Source organism: Rosistilla oblonga (assembly GCF_007751715.1).
Classification (GTDB): Bacteria; Planctomycetota; Planctomycetia; order Pirellulales; family Pirellulaceae; genus Rosistilla; species Rosistilla oblonga.
In genome coordinates, this window is record NZ_CP036292.1 from 2,959,913 (window position 1) to 2,976,996 (window position 17,084).

14 protein-coding genes are annotated in these 17,084 nt (G+C 58.5%); 8 read left to right on the forward strand and 6 right to left on the reverse strand.

Going from position 1 to position 17,084, the window contains the following annotated elements; all coding sequences use genetic code 11:
- Positions 1-21: 21 nt before the first annotated feature.
- The gene (locus CA51_RS10470) at positions 22-1,233 is read right to left on the reverse strand and encodes an aspartate aminotransferase family protein (protein WP_231746108.1); all 1,212 of its coding nucleotides are present in this window, start codon (positions 1,231-1,233) and stop codon (positions 22-24) included.
- Between the two features lie 86 nt (positions 1,234-1,319).
- Positions 1,320-2,201, reverse strand: coding sequence for an acetylglutamate kinase (argB, locus tag CA51_RS10475; RefSeq protein WP_145120317.1), 882 nt, complete (start codon positions 2,199-2,201; stop codon positions 1,320-1,322).
- Between the two features lie 456 nt (positions 2,202-2,657).
- On the opposite strand from argB, the gene CA51_RS10480 reads away from it, so the two are divergent.
- The 6 genes from CA51_RS10480 to CA51_RS10505 all read left to right on the forward strand — a co-directional run bounded on the left by CA51_RS10480 (position 2,658) and on the right by CA51_RS10505 (position 9,507).
- Positions 2,658-3,392 (forward strand): SDR family oxidoreductase, encoded by a 735-nt coding sequence (locus CA51_RS10480; protein ID WP_145120319.1) that lies wholly within the window; start codon positions 2,658-2,660, stop codon positions 3,390-3,392.
- Between the two features lie 116 nt (positions 3,393-3,508).
- Positions 3,509-4,462 carry an SMC-Scp complex subunit ScpB gene (scpB, locus tag CA51_RS10485; protein ID WP_145120321.1) on the forward strand — a complete coding sequence of 318 codons (954 nt, stop codon included), beginning with the start codon at positions 3,509-3,511 and terminating at the stop codon, positions 4,460-4,462.
- 562 nt (positions 4,463-5,024) lie between these two features.
- Positions 5,025-6,173, forward strand: coding sequence for a DUF1559 family PulG-like putative transporter (locus tag CA51_RS10490; protein ID WP_145120323.1), 1,149 nt, complete (start codon positions 5,025-5,027; stop codon positions 6,171-6,173).
- Between the two features lie 283 nt (positions 6,174-6,456).
- A complete protein-coding gene (locus CA51_RS10495) occupies positions 6,457-6,798 on the forward strand; it encodes a HEAT repeat domain-containing protein (protein WP_145120325.1) in 342 nt (113 codons plus the stop codon).
- A 141-nt stretch (positions 6,799-6,939) separates the two neighbouring features.
- A complete protein-coding gene (locus CA51_RS10500) occupies positions 6,940-8,178 on the forward strand; it encodes a heparan-alpha-glucosaminide N-acetyltransferase domain-containing protein (protein ID WP_145120327.1) in 1,239 nt (412 codons plus the stop codon).
- Between the two features lie 57 nt (positions 8,179-8,235).
- A complete protein-coding gene (locus CA51_RS10505; RefSeq protein WP_145120329.1) occupies positions 8,236-9,507 on the forward strand; it encodes a heparan-alpha-glucosaminide N-acetyltransferase domain-containing protein in 1,272 nt (423 codons plus the stop codon).
- A gap of 89 nt (positions 9,508-9,596) precedes the next feature.
- Here the strand turns inward: CA51_RS10505 and CA51_RS10510 are convergent, their stop codons facing one another.
- The 4 genes from CA51_RS10510 to gmd form a co-directional block, all read right to left on the reverse strand.
- Complete coding sequence (locus CA51_RS10510) at positions 9,597-10,544, reverse strand: DUF1559 domain-containing protein (protein WP_145120331.1); 948 nt, start codon at positions 10,542-10,544, stop codon at positions 9,597-9,599.
- A 178-nt stretch (positions 10,545-10,722) separates the two neighbouring features.
- Positions 10,723-11,106, reverse strand: a complete 384-nt coding sequence (locus CA51_RS10515; protein WP_145120333.1) for a hypothetical protein — start codon at positions 11,104-11,106, stop codon at positions 10,723-10,725.
- A gap of 278 nt (positions 11,107-11,384) precedes the next feature.
- Positions 11,385-12,722, reverse strand: a complete 1,338-nt coding sequence (ahcY, locus tag CA51_RS10520; protein ID WP_145120335.1) for an adenosylhomocysteinase — start codon at positions 12,720-12,722, stop codon at positions 11,385-11,387.
- Positions 12,723-13,051: 329 nt separating this feature from the next.
- Entirely contained in the window at positions 13,052-14,080 is a 1,029-nt protein-coding gene (gene gmd / locus CA51_RS10525) for a GDP-mannose 4,6-dehydratase (protein ID WP_145120337.1), read from the reverse strand.
- 296 nt (positions 14,081-14,376) lie between these two features.
- Here gmd and CA51_RS10530 point away from each other — a divergent pair, with 296 nt between their 5' ends.
- Both CA51_RS10530 and CA51_RS10535 read left to right on the forward strand, forming a co-directional pair.
- Positions 14,377-15,114, forward strand: a complete 738-nt coding sequence (locus CA51_RS10530; protein ID WP_145120339.1) for a 4'-phosphopantetheinyl transferase family protein — start codon at positions 14,377-14,379, stop codon at positions 15,112-15,114.
- 34 nt (positions 15,115-15,148) lie between these two features.
- The gene (locus tag CA51_RS10535) at positions 15,149-16,957 is read left to right on the forward strand and encodes a glycoside hydrolase family 2 TIM barrel-domain containing protein (RefSeq protein WP_145120341.1); all 1,809 of its coding nucleotides are present in this window, start codon (positions 15,149-15,151) and stop codon (positions 16,955-16,957) included.
- The last annotated feature ends 127 nt before the right edge of the window (positions 16,958-17,084 follow it).

Genomic DNA, 17,084 nt, shown 5'->3' on the forward strand with positions numbered 1-17,084 from the left:
ATCAGATAATCGGACGGATAATTAGGCTTCGATCGATTCGCGACCAACCGCTTGCAAGGCTTCGGCGATCATATCCAGACCACGCTCCGCATCGGAGAGTTCTAGATTCATCGCGGGCAGCAAACGCAAGATGTTACCTTGGGTGCAATTGATCAACAGACCCTGTTTCATGCATTGAGCGACGATCGGTGCGCCTTCGATATCCAGTTCGATACCGATCATCAACCCGGCAACGCGGACTTGGCGTACGAATTCAAACTGATCGACCAATGCGTTGGCCTTCTCTTCGATCAATTGACTCAATTGCTTCGCATGATCCAACAGCCCCTCGGCTTCGATCGTTTCGATCGCCGCAATTCCCGCGGCTGCCGCGATCGGATTACCGCCAAACGTCGACGCATGCGTGCCTGGTTTCAGGCTGGCGGCGATCTCTGGTCGCGCCATCATTGCCCCGCCGGCGATGCCGCCGCAGAGCGATTTGGCGAGCGTCATGATGTCGGGTTCGACGCCAAAATATTGGTGCCCAAACCACTCGCCGGTCCGGCCGCATCCGGTTTGAACTTCATCAAAAATTAGCACCAGGCCGTGCTCGTCGGCCAACTCTCGCAGCCCTTGCAGGAATCCGTCGGGCGGAAGTTGAACGCCACCTTCTCCTTGGATCGGTTCCAGCATGATCGCACAGGTTTGATCGCCAACCGCTTCGCGAACCGCTGCTAGATCGCCAAACGGGCAATAGGTGAACCCGGCGACCAACGGGCCCAAGCCTTCGTGATACTTTGGTTGGGCGGTAGCGGTCAGGGCGCCAAGAGTTCGGCCGTGGAATCCGCCGGTGAAGGTGATGATCTTGTAGCGTTCCGCGGGCGTGTGCAGCCGCGCCAGTTTGATCGCCGCTTCGTTCGCTTCGGCACCGCTGTTGCAGAAAAACGCTTGGCCGCCAAAGCTCCGCTCGCTCAACATCTGAGCCCATTGGCCCTGCTGTTGCATGTACCAGGTGTTGGGGACGTGGATCAGTTCGGCTACCTGCTTTTGGACCGCTTCGACGATCCGCGGCGGGCAGTGGCCCAACAGGTTGCAGCCCCAACCCGGGAACAGGTCCAGATACTCTTTACCTTCGCTGTCCCAGACCTTCGACCCCTCGCCGCGGACCAAATTCACTGGGTAGCGAACGTAGTTGGGGATCACATATTGATCGAACAATTCCACGGTGTCGGACGACGACAAGTAATCACTCAAAGGACGATGCTCCACGCTCGGAAAATAGGGAAAGCGATAAAGAGGACAAGGGGACGCGGCGGGTTCGCCGAAATTGTCCCGCGACGTTATTGAACCGGCATCCGTTGCTTGACAATCTCGGTCCCGATGCCGCTGGTCGTATAGATTTCCAGCAACAGGGAATGTCGCAGCTTGCCGTCGACGATGTGGACTTTGCCGACGCCGCGGTCGAGCGTCTCGAGACAGGCTTCGACTTTCGGGATCATTCCGGCTTCGATCACGCCCGACGCGATCAGGTCTTTCGCTTCGTCGCTGGTCAGCGAGCGGATCGTGGTGCTGGGATCGTCTTTGTCCATTCGGACGCCGTTGACGTCGCTCAAGAAGATCAACTTCTCAGCCCCCAACGCCTGGGCGACAGCCATCGCCGCGGTGTCGGCATTGACGTTCAGCGGATTGCCGTCGGGGCCCTCGCACATCGAAGGGATCACGGGGACCTGGTTGGTATAAGAGAGGCTCTCGATCACGTGGCGGTCGACATCGGTGACGTAACCGACGGCGCCGAGATCGGCTTCGCCTTCGAGTTGCAGCTTTTTGCCTCGCAAAACGCAGGTCGTATCGAAGCTCAGGTTCATCGCCCGACCTCCCATCCGTTCGACTTCCTGCGTGATCATCGTGTTGGTTTCGCCGGCAAGCACCTTGCGGACGATCTGCAGCGTGGCGGGATCGGTGACGCGGCGTCCTTTAATAAAGACCGGTTCGATTCCCTCGGCGGCCAGCGCACGATTGATCGCCTTGCCGCCGCCGTGCACGATCACGGGGCGCATCCCGACGGTCTCCATAAAGATCACGTCCAACAGGATGTGATGGAGCGCTTCGGTATCGTCCAACAAGCTGCCGCCGAGCTTGATGACGGTCGTCTTACCTCGGAATTGACGGATCCAGCCCATCGCTTCGATTAAGGTGTCCGCTTTGGCAATTGCCTGATCCACACTGGCTCCTTCGCGCCGGAACGTTGACGACGCCGACGGGTGGCCATCGTCGCATTCAATTTGGTCGAGGAAAAACGTGTTAATGTACGCCCCCAATGGTTTCTCTGTCAATCCAGAGCACCCTGCGGCCAGTGCTGTGAAGTGTTTATGATTAGGCAAATTAGCCGGCACGCGTTAACGCGGCGTTGTCCCAGCGAACCGGATGCTAACGCATGCCAGCGGATGCCTCAACTTGCAACCGCTGATTTGCCCTGGACCTCGCGGCGGGGCGACCGCCTGCCGCGGAAACGTTTGGCACTCGATGAGCCCCCGCTGAGCCGGTTCGCTGTTGGCGATCGTCGGTATTCGCGATCTCAACAGTCGCTATATTGAGGACGTTGTCAACAATGGAAGCTCGCGCCAGCGGATTCGCTGGTTTTGTGTAAATTCGTACATCGGGAACAGGGATTCGACAGGATGAGTGTTTTGAAGGATAAGATTGCCGTCGTCGTCGGTGGCGGGACGGGGATTGGCGCGGGGATCGCTCGCGGGTTTGCCGAAGCGGGCTGCCGCGTGGTGATCGCCGGACGTCGGATCGAAACGTTGCAAACATTTGCTGATTCGGTCGCTTCGCCCCACCCGATCGCTGTCCGTTCGGCTGATGTCGCCGATCGCGAGAGCGTCGACTCGCTGTTCGCTTGGGTTGCCGAAACGATCGGCCCTGTCGATATCGTCTGCAACGCGGCGGGGATCAATGTCGCGACCCGTTCGATGGCGCAGATGCAGCCCGAGCAGTGGGACCAGGTTTTGGCGATCAATGCGACCGGCGGGTACAACGTGATGAATGCGGTTTTGCCCGCGATGCGAGCTCGCCGCGATGGACTGATCATCAACATCTCCAGCATCGCCGGCAAGCGCGCGATCCAGCTCGGCGGGATCGCCTACTGTGCCAGCAAGTTCGCCATGACTGCGATGGGAACCGCGGCGTCGAACGAAGTCCGCGACGAGGGCGTGCGGATCACGAACGTCTATCCGGGCGAAGTCAACACGCCGCTGTTGGACAAACGCCCCAATCCGGTCAGCCAAGAGCATCGCGATTCGATCTTGCAACCCGAGGACTTCGGTGCACTGATGGTCTCGATCGCCTCGCTGCCGCCGCGAGCCCATGTGCCGGAAATTGTGCTGAAGCCGACAACACAAGAATGGTTTTAATCCTTTCAACTTTTCAGCTTCTAGCTTCGGCACGCCAGCGTGCAAAGTCTGCGCGGCGCGATGTCGCCGCCGACGATCTTCGTTCCAATCTAGCCCCGCTTAAAGTGTGATCAATCATGGATGACGACAACACTGCCGACGAGGATCAAGAAGGTAAAGCCAAGGTCGACGACGAACTCGTCGATGAGCTAGACGAATTCGAGGAAGACGAAGCAGAAGACGAAGCGGAAGACGAAGCAGACGACGAAGCAGACGACGAAGCAGACGACGAAGCAGACGACGAAGCAGACGACGAAGCAGACGACGAAGCAGACGACGAAGCAGACGACGAAGCAGACGACGAAGCAGACGACGAAGCGGAAGACGAAGCGGAAGACGATTTTTCGTTGGACGATCTCGGCGCCGCTTATGCCGAGGCGATGGTCGAAGCTGGGCTGATACCCGAACCGCCGCCTGCGGAAGAGGCCGACACCGAAGCGGTGGAGGAGGAGGCAGCGGCTGAAATCGATCCGATCGACGAGCAGCTGATCGAACCGCCGACGCCCGAGGGGATCGTCGAAGCCGCGTTGTTCATCGGGCACCCCGAAAACAAGCCGTTGACCGCCAAAGAACTCGCTCGCGTGATGCGCGATGTGAGTCCCAAGGAGGTCGAATCGATCATCGAATCGCTCAACGCGATCTATCGCGAGGATGGGCACGCGATGCGGATCGACAAGGAACAGGGGGGCTACCGGATGTTATTGTCGCCCGAGGTCGATGCGGTTCGCCGCGTCTTTTACGGCAAAGTTCGCGAGGCGCGGCTGTCGCAGGTGGCGTTGGAAATTCTGGCCTTGGTCGCCTACCAGCCCGGCATCTCGGCTCCCGATCTCTCCAATCAACGCGGCCGCGATTGTGGTCCGCTGTTGAATCAATTGGTCCGGCGACGCTTGTTGGACGTCACGCGAGAGAAAGCCGAAGGAGAGGGGCGCGCGGTCCCCAAATATTATCCGACGCAGCGTTTCCTGAACTTATTCGGATTGGGCAGTCTCGAGGATCTGCCGCAGGTCGACGAAGATGTGCTGCCGATGTAAGGCGGCAGTGTTGGTCTGCGCTCGAAGCGTCGTCGAACCGACACCGGACGCAGCTGAAATCGTCGTCGGAATGGGTAGATGAGATGAAGATTGTCTGCTCGGGAAAATTTTTTTTGCCCACCGGTGCGCTCCGTTGGCCGCGCGATGTTGGGCGGCAGCTGGAGAGCGGCGCTGTCTGATTACCGCCGCTGGTCGCGGTACCGTGGGAACCGCTTGAAGGCTGTCGATCCTGGTGGCTCTCCCGCGATTTGCTGGATTTCTAGCAAACACCCGTCCCCACCTTTGGTGTCTGGCGGTAGTGGTTCCTGTTGATTGAGATGTTGGGTTGTGCGCGGTTCTTCTGACTGCAGACTGTCGCCGTCGGAGCATGGCAGCATCACTTCGGGGCATCGCTTTGCGCAGAATTAAAACTTCTGCGGAGAGAAATCTCTTGACTGAAGAGTGTTATCGAATCTAATCAGCGTTGAGATGTCGAGCACGTCGCTTTCTGCGTCGCGTCGACATTCATTGCAAGCGCTCGCTTGACAACTTTTCTATCAATCTATCGATTCGGAGTCATGACATGTCTAGTGTCCAAGGTCCGCGTATTCGAAAGACAGGCTTCACGCTTGTCGAGTTGTTGGTCGTTATTGCGATCATCGGCATTCTTGTTGGATTGTTATTGCCAGCGGTTCAAGCGGCTCGCGAAGCCGCGCGTCGGATGCAGTGCACCAACAACATGAAGCAGTTTGGGATCGCGATGCACACGTTCCACGATGTTTACAGGGCGTTCCCGATGGGCGACGTGCCGCGGGCGGCTGGCGATGGATACATGTATGTGCAAACGCATGCGACGATTGCGTTGCTGCCGTTCATGGAACAGACGGCGTTGCAAGACGCACCTGGCGTCAACGAAGACTGGTACGACGCGGCCGCTAGTTCGGACATCGAAACGGTGGTGTTGGAGACGGCGATCTGTCCTTCGGCGACTAACGGACCGACTAACCCGGTCGCTCAATGGGGGCCTGCGGGAGATGAAATCCATTCGCCGGGCATCGGCGTGCCATCCTTTGGTGCGATGCATTACGCGTTTTGCAAAGGCGTCAACGACGCTTGGGCCGTCGATTGGGATCGCGACGATCAGCAAGCTCCCGGATTCATCCTCGGTGCCGATGGGCGTCCGCAGCGCGGATCGAAGAAAGGCTATTTGAACGGCCCGATTCCGGCTTCCGAAAAAGGGATGTTCAATCGCGGAACAAAGGTCCGGATCGCGGAGGTCACCGACGGAACAAGCAACACGTTTGCGATGGGCGAAGCGGCGGGCGGATCCAGTTGGCCGCTGTGCCGCGGGGTTAACTGCACCGATCCGAACTTCGGAGGTCAGCGATTCGAAGCCAACTTTGGCTGGTTAGTCGGCCAGCCGGGAGATGAGGATCTGCCGAGCGTGCTGGGAACCAACGCGTTTGGTTGCACGATGGAACGCTTGAACAAATGGCCTGTCACCGACAGCTATATGGCTTTGGCGGGCGACCGCAAATCGCAGCAACGCGATGCTCGCAGCAGTGCCAACGGCGGCCTCAACAGCACATCGAACTTCCGTAGCCAGCATCCTGGTGGAGGGATGTTCCTGTTGGCCGATGGAGCTGTGCGGTTCGTCAGCGAGACGATCGACATGACGATCTATCGCGGCAGTTCGACGATCGGCGGCGGCGAAGTCGTCAACGGACTCTAGAGCCAATCACTCGGCACTGCGTTGGATGAACTTGGACAAGCGACCGCCGCATCGACCGACGTATGCGGCGGCCTTTGTCTTGGGGCGAACAGCGTTGTCCATGCGGATGCCGTCGATTGCTTTTCCGTTATTTGAGCCGGCGGGACGCGCCGTCGGCTTCTTTGGCGAGTTTTAAAGCTCGCCATTTATGTTGGCTACAAAAATTCAGGAAGGCCGCTGCGCAATCGCCAGCGGAACGCTGCCGCCGCGTGCGGTTGCGGCATCTTATCGAGGAGATCTATTCATGTTGCGAGTTGTTTTGTTGAGTGCCTTTGTCTTTGCGGGCTTTGGTATCGTTGGGTGTGGTGGAGATCCTGAGCCGACGGCGACCGAGCCTCAGGCGCCGGGGCAGATGGCCAAGAGCGACGATCAGAAGATGGAGTATTTGATCGAGATGCTGCATCGCAAGAATAGCGAAAAGAAGAACGCTCAAGCCGCCCGCGAACTGGGGCGGATGGGAGCGTTTGCGAAGGATGCGATTCCGGAGCTGCAGAAAGCGGTCCAGCAGACGTCGGACGATAAAGTTCGCACCGATGCACAAGCGGCGATCAAAGAGATTGAAACCGCAGCCGCCACCGCGCAATAATAGGCTCCGCAGCAAACCACCCCCGTGGTCCGGCGACTCCGCTGGCGGGGTCGCATTCGCAATCGCGCTGCCGCGTCCAGCCGAACCATCCACGTCTTGCCCCGGCAAGCGACATTCCCTTACCGGGCGAAAAACGTACCCATGACGGCAGCTATTAAAACCACTCCCGCTGCCGCCGAAGGATCGGAAGCACGCAAGCGGATCGTGTCGTTGGATCAGTTCCGCGGCTACACCGTTGTCGGCATGTTGTTAGTCAATTTCCTGGCCAGCTTTTCCGTCTCGCCAGCGGTGTTGAAGCACCACCACGACTACTGCAGTTATGCCGACACGATCATGCCGCAGTTTTTGTTTGCGGTTGGGTTTGCCTTTCGATTGACGTTTGGTCGGCGAGTGCAACGCGATGGCGCCGCGGCGGCCAACTGGCGGATGGTGCGGCGATTGTTGGGGTTGATGCTCGTCTCGATCGTGATCTACAACGTCTCGCCCCCGGCGAGCACCTGGGAAGAATTGGTCGCGTTGGGACCGGCGGGAATCCTGCCGGAACTGCTGAAGCGGAACTGGTTTCAAACGCTGATGCATATCGCGGTGACTTCGCTGTGGATCCTGCCGGTGATCGCCGCCACCGCGCGTGTCCGGTGCTTGTGGATGGTGGGCAGTGCGATCGCGCACGTGCTGCTTTCGTATTGGTTCAACTACGCTTGGGTGAACACCAGCCCCAACGGAATCGATGGCGGGCCGTTGGGCTTCTTGACTTGGTCGGTTCCGACCGTGATGGGGACATTGGTTTGCGACGCTGTCATGGCGGCAGCTGGCCGCGCTCCGCTGCTGCGTCTGGCCAGCTGGGGCTGCGGTTTAATCCTGCTCGGTTATGCGATGTCGTGTGGAACGCGAATGTACGACGTGACGCCGACACTGCCGATCTCGGCGAGCGATTCCAAATTGGCGGACGATCCGGTGCTGCCAACCGCTGCACAGTTTCATCGTTGGTGGGATGCGAAATCGTGGAGCGACCGGCTAGCCGAGCCGCCGTTTGTGGCGCCGCCCGACCAGTCGCATCGCAAATGGAACTACTGGATGATGAGCCAACGCGGCGGGACGCTGTCGTACGTCACGTTCTGCGCTGGAGTTTCGGTGCTGGTTTATCTGCTGTTCTACATCGCGTGCGATCTGTTCACGCTGCGTTGGTCGTTCTTCCAGACGTTTGGAACCAATGCGTTGGCGGCGTATGTGTTGCACGAAATGGTCGGGATGGCGGTCAAGCCGTTTATTCCCAGAGACTCGCCCGGCTGGTATGTCGCATCGGGACTGCTGCTGTTTTTTCTGATCACGTGGACGTTTGTCCGCAGTTTGGAGAAGCAGAAGATCTTTCTGCGGCTGTAGCTTTCTCGGATTCGCGTTTGCCTTGCTTCTTTTCTCTTCTCTCGTCAGGTGCATTCGATGTCTTCAGCCACGGTAGATCCGGTGGCGACCGGGGCTCGGTCGACTCGCGTTGTTTCGATGGACCAGTTCCGTGGCTATGCCGTCGCGGGAATGTTTGTCGTCAATTTTTTGGGCGGACTGTCGATCACGCACCAAGTGCTCAAGCACAATAACACGCACTTCAGCTGGGCCGATTCGATTATGCCCGGTTTCCTGTTCGCCTGCGGGTTTTCCTATCGGCTGTCGGTGATCAAGAAGGTTGCCAAAGCGGGCCGCCGGGCGACGTGGATCGGCATGCTGCGTCGTTCGCTCGGATTGGTGCTACTGTCGTTGGTGCTGTACGGATTGGGCGGCAGTTTCAAAACGTGGGCAGACGTCGATTCGGCGGCGGTGCACAAGTTTATTGCCGAACTGATCAAAGCGGATTTGTGGGAGGTGCTGGCGATCATCGGCGTCACGCAACTGCTGCTGTTACCGGTGATCGAGTGCTCGCCGCGGGTGCGATTGGCGATCGCGATCGGACTGTCGATCGCGCACATCGCGTTGTCGGGATGGTTCAATTATTGGTTCGTCTATGGCCAACCAAACGGGTTTGATGAATGGATGGGAACAACGGGGCGCCGCGCGTGGGACGGCGGTTGCTTTGGCTTGATCAGCTGGAGCGTGGTGATGCTGGCCGGTTCGTTGGTCTACGACCTGATGTCGACTCAATCGATCCGCCGCGCCGTCGGCGTGCTGCTTGTCAGCGGAGCCGTCTTGATCGGGCTGGGCTATGCCGCTTCTTGCCTGACGACGCTTTATGATGTCCGCGAAACGAATGCGGTTCCGGTGGTCAGCGACAAAGACGAAAGGTTTGCCGCGTCGCCGGTCGTCCCGCCGTGGGCGAACCTGGAAGGTCGGTCGTGGGGATCGCTATTGGCGGAAGCTCCGTTTGTGGAGCCGCCGGGAACCGAGCAGCGAAAGCTGAACTACTGGATGATGGACAAGCGTGTTGTCACGCAAAGCTTCATCTGGTTTTCAATCGGAATGACCTGTGTGGTCTACGCGTTTTTTGTGCTCGCCTGTGATCTGGGCTCGCTGCGCGTGGGGCTGTTTACGCTCTTTGGCCAGAACGCTTTGATCGCTTACGTGATCCATCACCCGGTCGCCGAGATGGTTTTGCAGGTCGTCCCCAAAGACTCGCCGCTGTGGTGGGCGACGACGGGGCTGTTGATCTATTTCTTGATCACTTGGTTGCTGGTCTCGGCATTCGCCAAAGCGTTTACGCCGGCGAGGCCAGTAAAGTCTTAACTATTCGCCCGGCAGCGCGATCGGTGTCGCAGCTGTAGCGTTTCCCGACGCCGTTGGTTTTCGAGCGGCGCCGGGATGGAAGCAGCTTGTTAGAAGCTGGCGTTCTGGATCGGTTCGCCACCTTGGCGAGTCGACAGCGCGCGGTAAACGTCCAGGTCGATCGTGTCGCTGATCATTCGGACCGAACCGTCGGCCAGAGTGAAGTGAGCTCCGGTGACATGTTCGCTGCTGAAGTCTTCGAAGTGCATGTGATCCGAATTCGGCGAGTGGTCGGTTACGCCAACGACACGTGCTTCGGGCTCGGCAGCCTCGGGGATGACGCCGTGCCAGATCGCACTTCCCAGGCGCCCGAAGCGTTCGCCAACCATCATCGTGCTGCTGGTGCCATCGACGAAGTCGCGGAAACGCAAGCGGCTGTCGGCGAAAAACGCACCGTCGCCGCGATAGGGATTGTCGTGAATCTCAAACGACCCGAAAACGCCGACGTAGTTCGACTTCGATACGGTGAACAGGTGGGGCCCGTCGTGATCGACGCTTTCAACAATCGCGCTGCTCATCGCATACGAGGTTGGAGCGACGACGCTGGCGCTGTGCGAGTGGACGTGTCCGCCGGAGCCTTCGGCAATCAAGAACTGGTCCGGGGCGATGTCGCTAGGGCAGATGTACATCGAAAGGACCGTTTCGCGAACCGCATCGTGGACGCTGTCTTCGATCGGCAATCGGAAGTCGATCTGCTCATAGACGTTGTTCTGTTCGGCGAACGGCAGGATCGCGGCAGCCCAGCCCCAACCCGGTTCGAACTCGCCTTGGTAGCTGATCCATCCGGCGGGGAACTGGCGGAACGAATCGTGGTAGTTGTGAAGTGCCAGGCCGATTTGTTTGCAGTTGTTTTTGCACTGGGTTCGTCGTGCGGCGGCGCGGGCGGCTTGCACGGCGGGGAGCAACAAGGCGACCAGGATTCCGATGATCGCGATCACGACCAACAGTTCAACCAGCGTAAAGCCGCCGCGAGGGCGTGCGTGTTTTGAGGACAACATCAATGGCTTCTTATCAATGAATGAGATAATAGGTATTCGGATGAACTCGGATCGCAGGAACCAAATTCGGTTTCCTGGGGCGATCGAGCAGCGGCGCGCAGCAGATCTTTGGGGGATCTAAACGGAGGCTATCGCGCAGACAGACTTCCAGCGGATGCGTTAGCATCGCTAGCGATACCTAGACGCGCGGCGGTCCGCGCGGTGAATAAGAAGCAACGTTTTCGTTGGGATACCCTACGGATGTTGTAGGGCCAGCCAGTGCGATCGCGTCGTCCGCAGCAAGCCGCTGCGGTGAGGCGATCGTTGGATTGGCGTGCGAATAGAAATCGCAAAGGGCACAAGCTCCATCGCAGTCTGTCGCAACACCGGCAACCGAATCGGTCGGTGCCGCCTCGTGACAACATCCGTCGTGACAGACGGACTTTTCCGTTGGACAGTTGGCGTGCGAGCAATCGCCGTGACCGTGCAGCCCAAAGATCGGGGCGTAATGCATTCCCGGCCCACCTGCAAATAGCAGGAAGTACAGCAGCAGCGTCGATAATCGAGCGCGTGGGGAATGCAACGGACAGGTCTCGGAGTGAATGAAGCTTCTTTTTAGTATCAACGTGCCGGCTGAGAAGTCAATCGCAGCTGGCTAAGATTTCACGTCGGCCCAGATTGACTTTGGAAGCTTCTACGGCAGCGGGAGCCAAATCGTTCGGGCGGCGGGATCGCGGAGGCTATAAAAACAACGGCCACGCGTTTTGCAACGCGCGGCCGTGTCGTCATTTGGTTAACGCTGGATCGGGCGTCGGAAACGCCCCCAAAAGAAGGCGTTCGCAGGTCCCCGCTCGCAGTCGATTAATAGCGGTAGTGGTCGGGCTTGTAAGGGCCTTCAACTGGCACGCCCATGTATTCCGCTTGGTCTTCGGTCAGCGTCGTCAGCTTCACGCCCAGCTTGTCCAAGTGCAAGCGAGCGACTTCTTCGTCCAAACGCTTCGGCAGCAAGACGGTTTTGACTTCGTATTGATCGGTGTTCGACCACAGTTCCATCTGAGCCAAGCATTGGTTGGTGAACGAGGTGCTCATCACAAAGCTTGGGTGTCCGGTCGCACAGCCCAAGTTAACCAGGCGGCCTTGAGCCAGAACGATGACCGAGTGGCCGTCGGCGAAGGTGTAGCGATCGACGGCACCGATGTCAGCTGGTTTGATGTTCAGCTTGGTGACCTTGCCCGCAGCGACTTCACGCTCCAACCACGCGATGTCGATTTCGGTGTCGAAGTGACCGATGTTGCAGACGATTGCATCGTTGGGCATCGCAGCCATGTGCTCGCCCAGGATGATGTCCTTGTTGCCGGTGGTGGTGACGAACAGGTTGCCTTCTTTGGCGGCGTTGTCCATCGTGGTGACTTCGAAGCCTTCCATCGCAGCTTGCAGCGCGTTGATCGGATCGATTTCGGTGACGATCACGCGGCAACCGTAGCGTTGCAGGCTGTGAGCACAGCCCTTTCCGACGTCACCGTAACCAGCGACGACAGCAACTTTGCCCGCCAACATGATGTCGGTGGCTCGCTTCACGCCGTCAGCCAGCGATTCGCGGCAGCCATACAGGTTGTCGAACTTGCTCTTGGTCGCCGAGTCGTTGACGTTGATCGCAGGAACCTTCAACAGGCCCTTCTTCTCGAGGACTTGCAGGCGGTGGATACCGGCGGTCGTCTCTTCGCTGATACCGCGGATGTCGTCCAGCAGTTCGGGGAAGCGTTCGTGAACCATCGCGGTCAAGTCACCGCCATCGTCCAAGATCATGTTCAGTTTTTCACCGCTTGGGAAAGTCAGCGTTTGTTCGATGCACCAATTGAATTCCTCTTCGGTCATTCCCTTCCAAGCGTAGACCGGGATGCCAGCGGCAGCGATCGCGGCAGCGGCATGGTCTTGGGTGCTGAAGATGTTGCACGAGCTCCAAGTTACGTCGGCGCCCAGTTCGACCAGGGTCTCGATCAAAACGGCGGTTTGGATCGTCATGTGCAAGCAGCCAGCGATGCGAGCGCCAGCCAGAGGCTTCGCTTTGCCGTACTTTTCGCGCAATGCCATCAAGCCTGGCATTTCGTTTTCGGCCAGCATGATCTCTTTGCGACCAAATTCGGCCAGCGAAATATCTTTGACTTTGTAAGCTTCTCTGGTCATTTCAGCTTGTGACATTCGTTTGAACTCCTGAGTCGTGCCCCTTCGGAAAGCATCGTGGCGGTCGAAGGGAAAATTGTAGGAAGATAGACAGCCTCGGTGCAGCCATCGCCTGAACCGCCAGCCGCCTACATTTACCTTACCGGTAAAATTTGAGGGGCTTCACATCGGCAGCATAACACAAAGGTCGCTCGAGGTGCATGGCGGTAAACGCCCGCCGCAACCGCTGGGCGGATTTAGTCGCTTCTAACAAGAAGTCTGCTAGCCAGCCTCGGTCGACTCGCTAGCAGGTTCCGGATCGCCGCAGCGATTCATTTCCCCGCCGTTCCCAGCGGGGACGCTGGTTTCTAGGCGTCGCCAGCGACAAACGTCTTGGCGTGAGCTTCGCGCTGCGCCAGTTCGAGGTCGTGTTCGACCATGATGCGAGCCAGTTCGCGGAGGTCGGTCGACGCGGTCCAGCCCAGCTTTTCCTTCGCTTTGGAGGGATCGCCCAGCAGCAATTCGACTTCGGCTGGTCGGAAGTAACGCGGATCGATCTCCACGTAATCCTCCCAGTTGAGTTCCAGTTGCTCGAAGACCAAGCGAAGGAATTCACGCACCGATTGAGTTTCGCCAGTCGCCAGCACGAAGTCGTCCGGTTCGCTGTGCTGCAGGATCCGCCACATCCCTTCGACGTAATCCTTGGCGTAGCCCCAGTCGCGTTTGGCGTCCAGGTTTCCAAGGTACAGTTTCTTCTGCAGACCCGCTTTGATCCGTGTCGCGGCGCGGGTGATCTTACGGGTTACAAATGTCTCGCCGCGGCGTTCCGATTCATGATTGAACAGGATCCCGTTGCAAGCGAACATGCCGTAGCTTTCGCGATAGTTGACGGTTTGGTGGAACGCGTAAACCTTCGCACAGGCATAAGGGCTCTGTGGGTTGAATGGCGTCGTTTCGGTCTGCGGTGTCTGCAGTACATCACCGTACATTTCCGAACTGGACGCTTGGTAGACGCGGACCTCTTTGATTTTCTGCAGTTGGCGAGCGGCTTCGAGAACGTTGAGCGCTCCTACGCCGACGGTGTGCAAGGTATAGACCGGTTGGTCGAACGAGACCCGCACGTGGCTTTGAGCGCCCAGGTTGTAGATCTCGTCGGGCTTGATATCGAGCACCAAGTTGGTCAACGCCTGGCCGTCGGTCAGGTCGCCGTAGTGCAACATCAGCGTCGGGTTGGCGTGCAAATCCTGGTAGATGTGGTCGATACGCTCGGTGCCAAAAGTGCTGCTTCGGCGTACCAGTCCGTGTACGAGGTAGCCCTTGTCGAGCAGCAATTCAGCCAGATAAGAACCATCTTGGCCGGTGATCCCGGTAATGAGTGCGGACTTCTGGTCTGCCATGAAAGACTGCCTTGGATAGGTAAGTTGGTTAGAATGTTCGGGCAACAGGCCTCGTGTCGGTTAACGATATCAAATTTGTCTTTGTCGGAGCAACCGCTGCGGGGCTTGCGAGATGGACAAATACGCTTTTCCCGATCTCTGCGGCCTTGCGGTGTCTAGGCGGTGCAGTGGCTGCGTCGTTGCAGCGGCTGAATTAGACTAGTCGAAGTGAAAATTACTGTCGCTGGAGGGGCGGGCAAGTCCCCTGGCAGATCCTCCGCTTCTCCGCTTCACGAACCGATAACCGATTGGCTTGGATGTTTACGTCTCCTCCTCTGTCGCCGAACATCGTCCATCTGTGGCGGATCGATCTGGAGCCAAGCGGAGGCCCGTTTCCCGATTGCCTGGTCCCCGAGAACGATCTGCTGGCTCGAGAGGTTTTGTCGGACGAGGAGTTTGCCAAAGCGAGTCGCTTCGTTTCGCAACCGCTGCGATTGCGGTACGCCGCGGCGCACGTGGCGATGCGATTTATTCTCGGCAGCTACCTGGAACGGCCGGCCGCCGAAGTCGTCCTGGCGGTGGAGAAGATGGGCCGGCCGATCGTCGACTTCGCCGCGATGCAGCTCGCCCCGTCGCTCTTCTTTAATCTGTCGCACACCGAAGACATCGCGCTGTTGGCGGTCGGTTCCCAAAATCCGTTGGGCGTCGACATCGAAGCGATCCGCGAGATGAAGTCGCGGCCGGGGATCGACCGCCAGGTTTACACCGAGACCGAACGGCAGCGTTTGCTCGACGCCAATGACTCCCTGTGGTTCGATCACTGGACTGCTAAAGAAGCAGTTCTCAAAGCGACGGGCTACGGCTTTTATCTCAGTCCGCTGCAGATCGAAATCGACCCGAGTCTCCGTTTTGCTGTCGCCAATGAAAGGTCGGGCGCTTCGCGGTGGTTGCTGCATCGCTGTCCTCCTTCATCGCGGTGGTCGGCGACGCTGGCCACATCGTCGCCGATCGAAGCGATCGATCAGCTGGAGTTCCCCTGGCAGCAGATCCTTTGATCCGATCTTTCCACGGTCCTAAACGAGGTCTCTCATGTTCGCAGAACGATCGAAATTGCAAGCTCTCGTTTTGGCGACGCTGTTGGCGTTCATCGCGATCGGGGATGCGGCAGCTCAAGTTCCTGTAACCCCTCACCACGATCAGACCGACGGATTTCGCCTGTTGCGCGGTGGCAAGGACTACGTCGTTCGCGGCGTCGGCGGGACGCAGCACTTGGATCGCTTGTCGGCGGCTGGCGGGAATTCGATCCGCACCTGGTCGACTGAAAATCTCGCTCAATTGCTCGACACCGCTCACAAAAACAACTTGAGTGTCTGCGTTGGATTGTGGTTGGGACATCCGCGACATGGTTTCAACTATCAGAGCGAAGCGGAGGTTGCGGCTCAATTGCAGACCTGTGTCGATGCGATCACAAAATACAAGGACCATCCGGCGGTCTTGATGTGGGGAATCGGCAACGAGATGGAGGGAGACGGTAACAATCCAGCGATCTGGTACGCCGTCGACCACATCGCCCGAGTTTGCAAACAGATCGATCCGGCGCATCCGACGATGACCGTGATCGCCGAACTGGGGCGGGACAAGGTCGGGCAGATCGAACGCTACTGCCCCAACATCGACATCATCGGCGTTAATTCTTATGGCGGGATCGCGTCGCTGGATCAACGGTATCGCGCCGCCGGAGGCAGCAAACCTTATATCGTCACCGAACATGGGCCGCATGGTCCGTGGGAAGTCGAAAAGACGCCGTGGGGTTCGGCGATCGAAGCGACCAGCACCGCCAAGGCGGCTCAATACGCTGTCGGCTTCCGCGAAGCGGCTCGGCAGAGATCGAGACTCTGCCTCGGCTCGTATGCCTTTTTGTGGGGTGACAAACAGGAGACGACGGCGACATGGTTCGGGATGTTGTTACCCGACGGATCGCGGTTGGCCGCTGTCGATGCGATGACCGAGGCGTGGACGGGCAAGCCGCCCGAAAACCGATGCCCTCAAATCGATCGCCTCTCGCTGGAACAGACCGATGGGCTGAAGCCGGGGGACAAAATTCGGGCGACGCTGGTTGCCAGCGATCCCGAATCCGACCCGCTCATAACCAAATGGATCCTGCGACACGATTCGGGAACGGTCGGCGTCGGCGGCGATTGGCAAGCCGAAGAGATTGCGCTGAGCGATGCGGTCGTGGGGGACTCTCGACAAGCGGTCCTAACGGTTCCCGATGCAGGCGGTGGCTATCGATTGTTCGCTTATGTTCGCGACAACAAAGGTGGAGCCGCTGTTGCCAACATCCCGCTGCGCGTCGATGCGCCGATGATCGCGATTGCGTCGCCCAAGCCCAAGCTTCCGTTGATCGTTTACGGTGACGCGATGGAAACCGAGCCCTACGCGGCATCGGGATTCATGGGGAACACGGCGGCTGTCAAAATGACTTTGGACAGCCGCGACAATCCGCACTCGGGGCCAACATGTCTGCAAGTCGAGTACACGGCGGCCGACGATTGGGGAGGTGTTTTATGGCAATCGCCGCCGGGAGATTGGACCGGATCGCAGCCCGGCGGTTTCGATTTATCCGCCGCGGGAGAATTGCAGTTTTGGGTTCGCGGAGCTGCAGGGGGCGAGGTGGTGAACTTTGTCCTGGGAGCGATCGATGGGGACCAGCCCTATCGCGACACCGCCAAGGTGGAACGGAAAGATGTTCGGTTGACCGGCCAGTGGCAGCAGATCCGCATTCCGTTGGAGGGGCGCGATCTGGCTCGGATCAAAACTGGATTCGGTTGGTCGCTGGCGGGGCAAGGGAAACCCGTGACGTTTTATCTCGACGATATCCGCTACGTCGCTCGATGATCATGGCGGCAGTGGCTAGTGGTTTGTCAAACTTTGATTTTAGGACTGATGGTAGTGGACGAGGTCACGAGTCCCAACAATCTCTGGCGCGAGAGGACTCGTGACCTCGTCCACTACCTCAAATTCA

Bases quoted from the DNA above. Each gene is read 5' to 3' on its own strand.
- CA51_RS10480 (WP_145120319.1), top strand. From the start codon at position 2,658: ATGAGTGTTTTGAAGGATAAGATTGCCGTCGTCGTCGGTGGCGGGACG.
- scpB (WP_145120321.1), top strand. From the start codon at position 3,509: ATGGATGACGACAACACTGCCGACGAGGATCAAGAAGGTAAAGCCAAG.
- CA51_RS10490 (WP_145120323.1), top strand. From the start codon at position 5,025: ATGTCTAGTGTCCAAGGTCCGCGTATTCGAAAGACAGGCTTCACGCTT.
- CA51_RS10495 (WP_145120325.1), top strand. From the start codon at position 6,457: ATGTTGCGAGTTGTTTTGTTGAGTGCCTTTGTCTTTGCGGGCTTTGGT.
- CA51_RS10500 (WP_145120327.1), top strand. From the start codon at position 6,940: ATGACGGCAGCTATTAAAACCACTCCCGCTGCCGCCGAAGGATCGGAA.
- CA51_RS10505 (WP_145120329.1), top strand. From the start codon at position 8,236: ATGTCTTCAGCCACGGTAGATCCGGTGGCGACCGGGGCTCGGTCGACT.
- CA51_RS10510 (WP_145120331.1), bottom strand. From the start codon at position 10,544: ATGTTGTCCTCAAAACACGCACGCCCTCGCGGCGGCTTTACGCTGGTT.
- ahcY (WP_145120335.1), bottom strand. From the start codon at position 12,722: ATGTCACAAGCTGAAATGACCAGAGAAGCTTACAAAGTCAAAGATATT.
- gmd (WP_145120337.1), bottom strand. From the start codon at position 14,080: ATGGCAGACCAGAAGTCCGCACTCATTACCGGGATCACCGGCCAAGAT.
- CA51_RS10530 (WP_145120339.1), top strand. From the start codon at position 14,377: ATGTTTACGTCTCCTCCTCTGTCGCCGAACATCGTCCATCTGTGGCGG.
- CA51_RS10535 (WP_145120341.1), top strand. From the start codon at position 15,149: ATGTTCGCAGAACGATCGAAATTGCAAGCTCTCGTTTTGGCGACGCTG.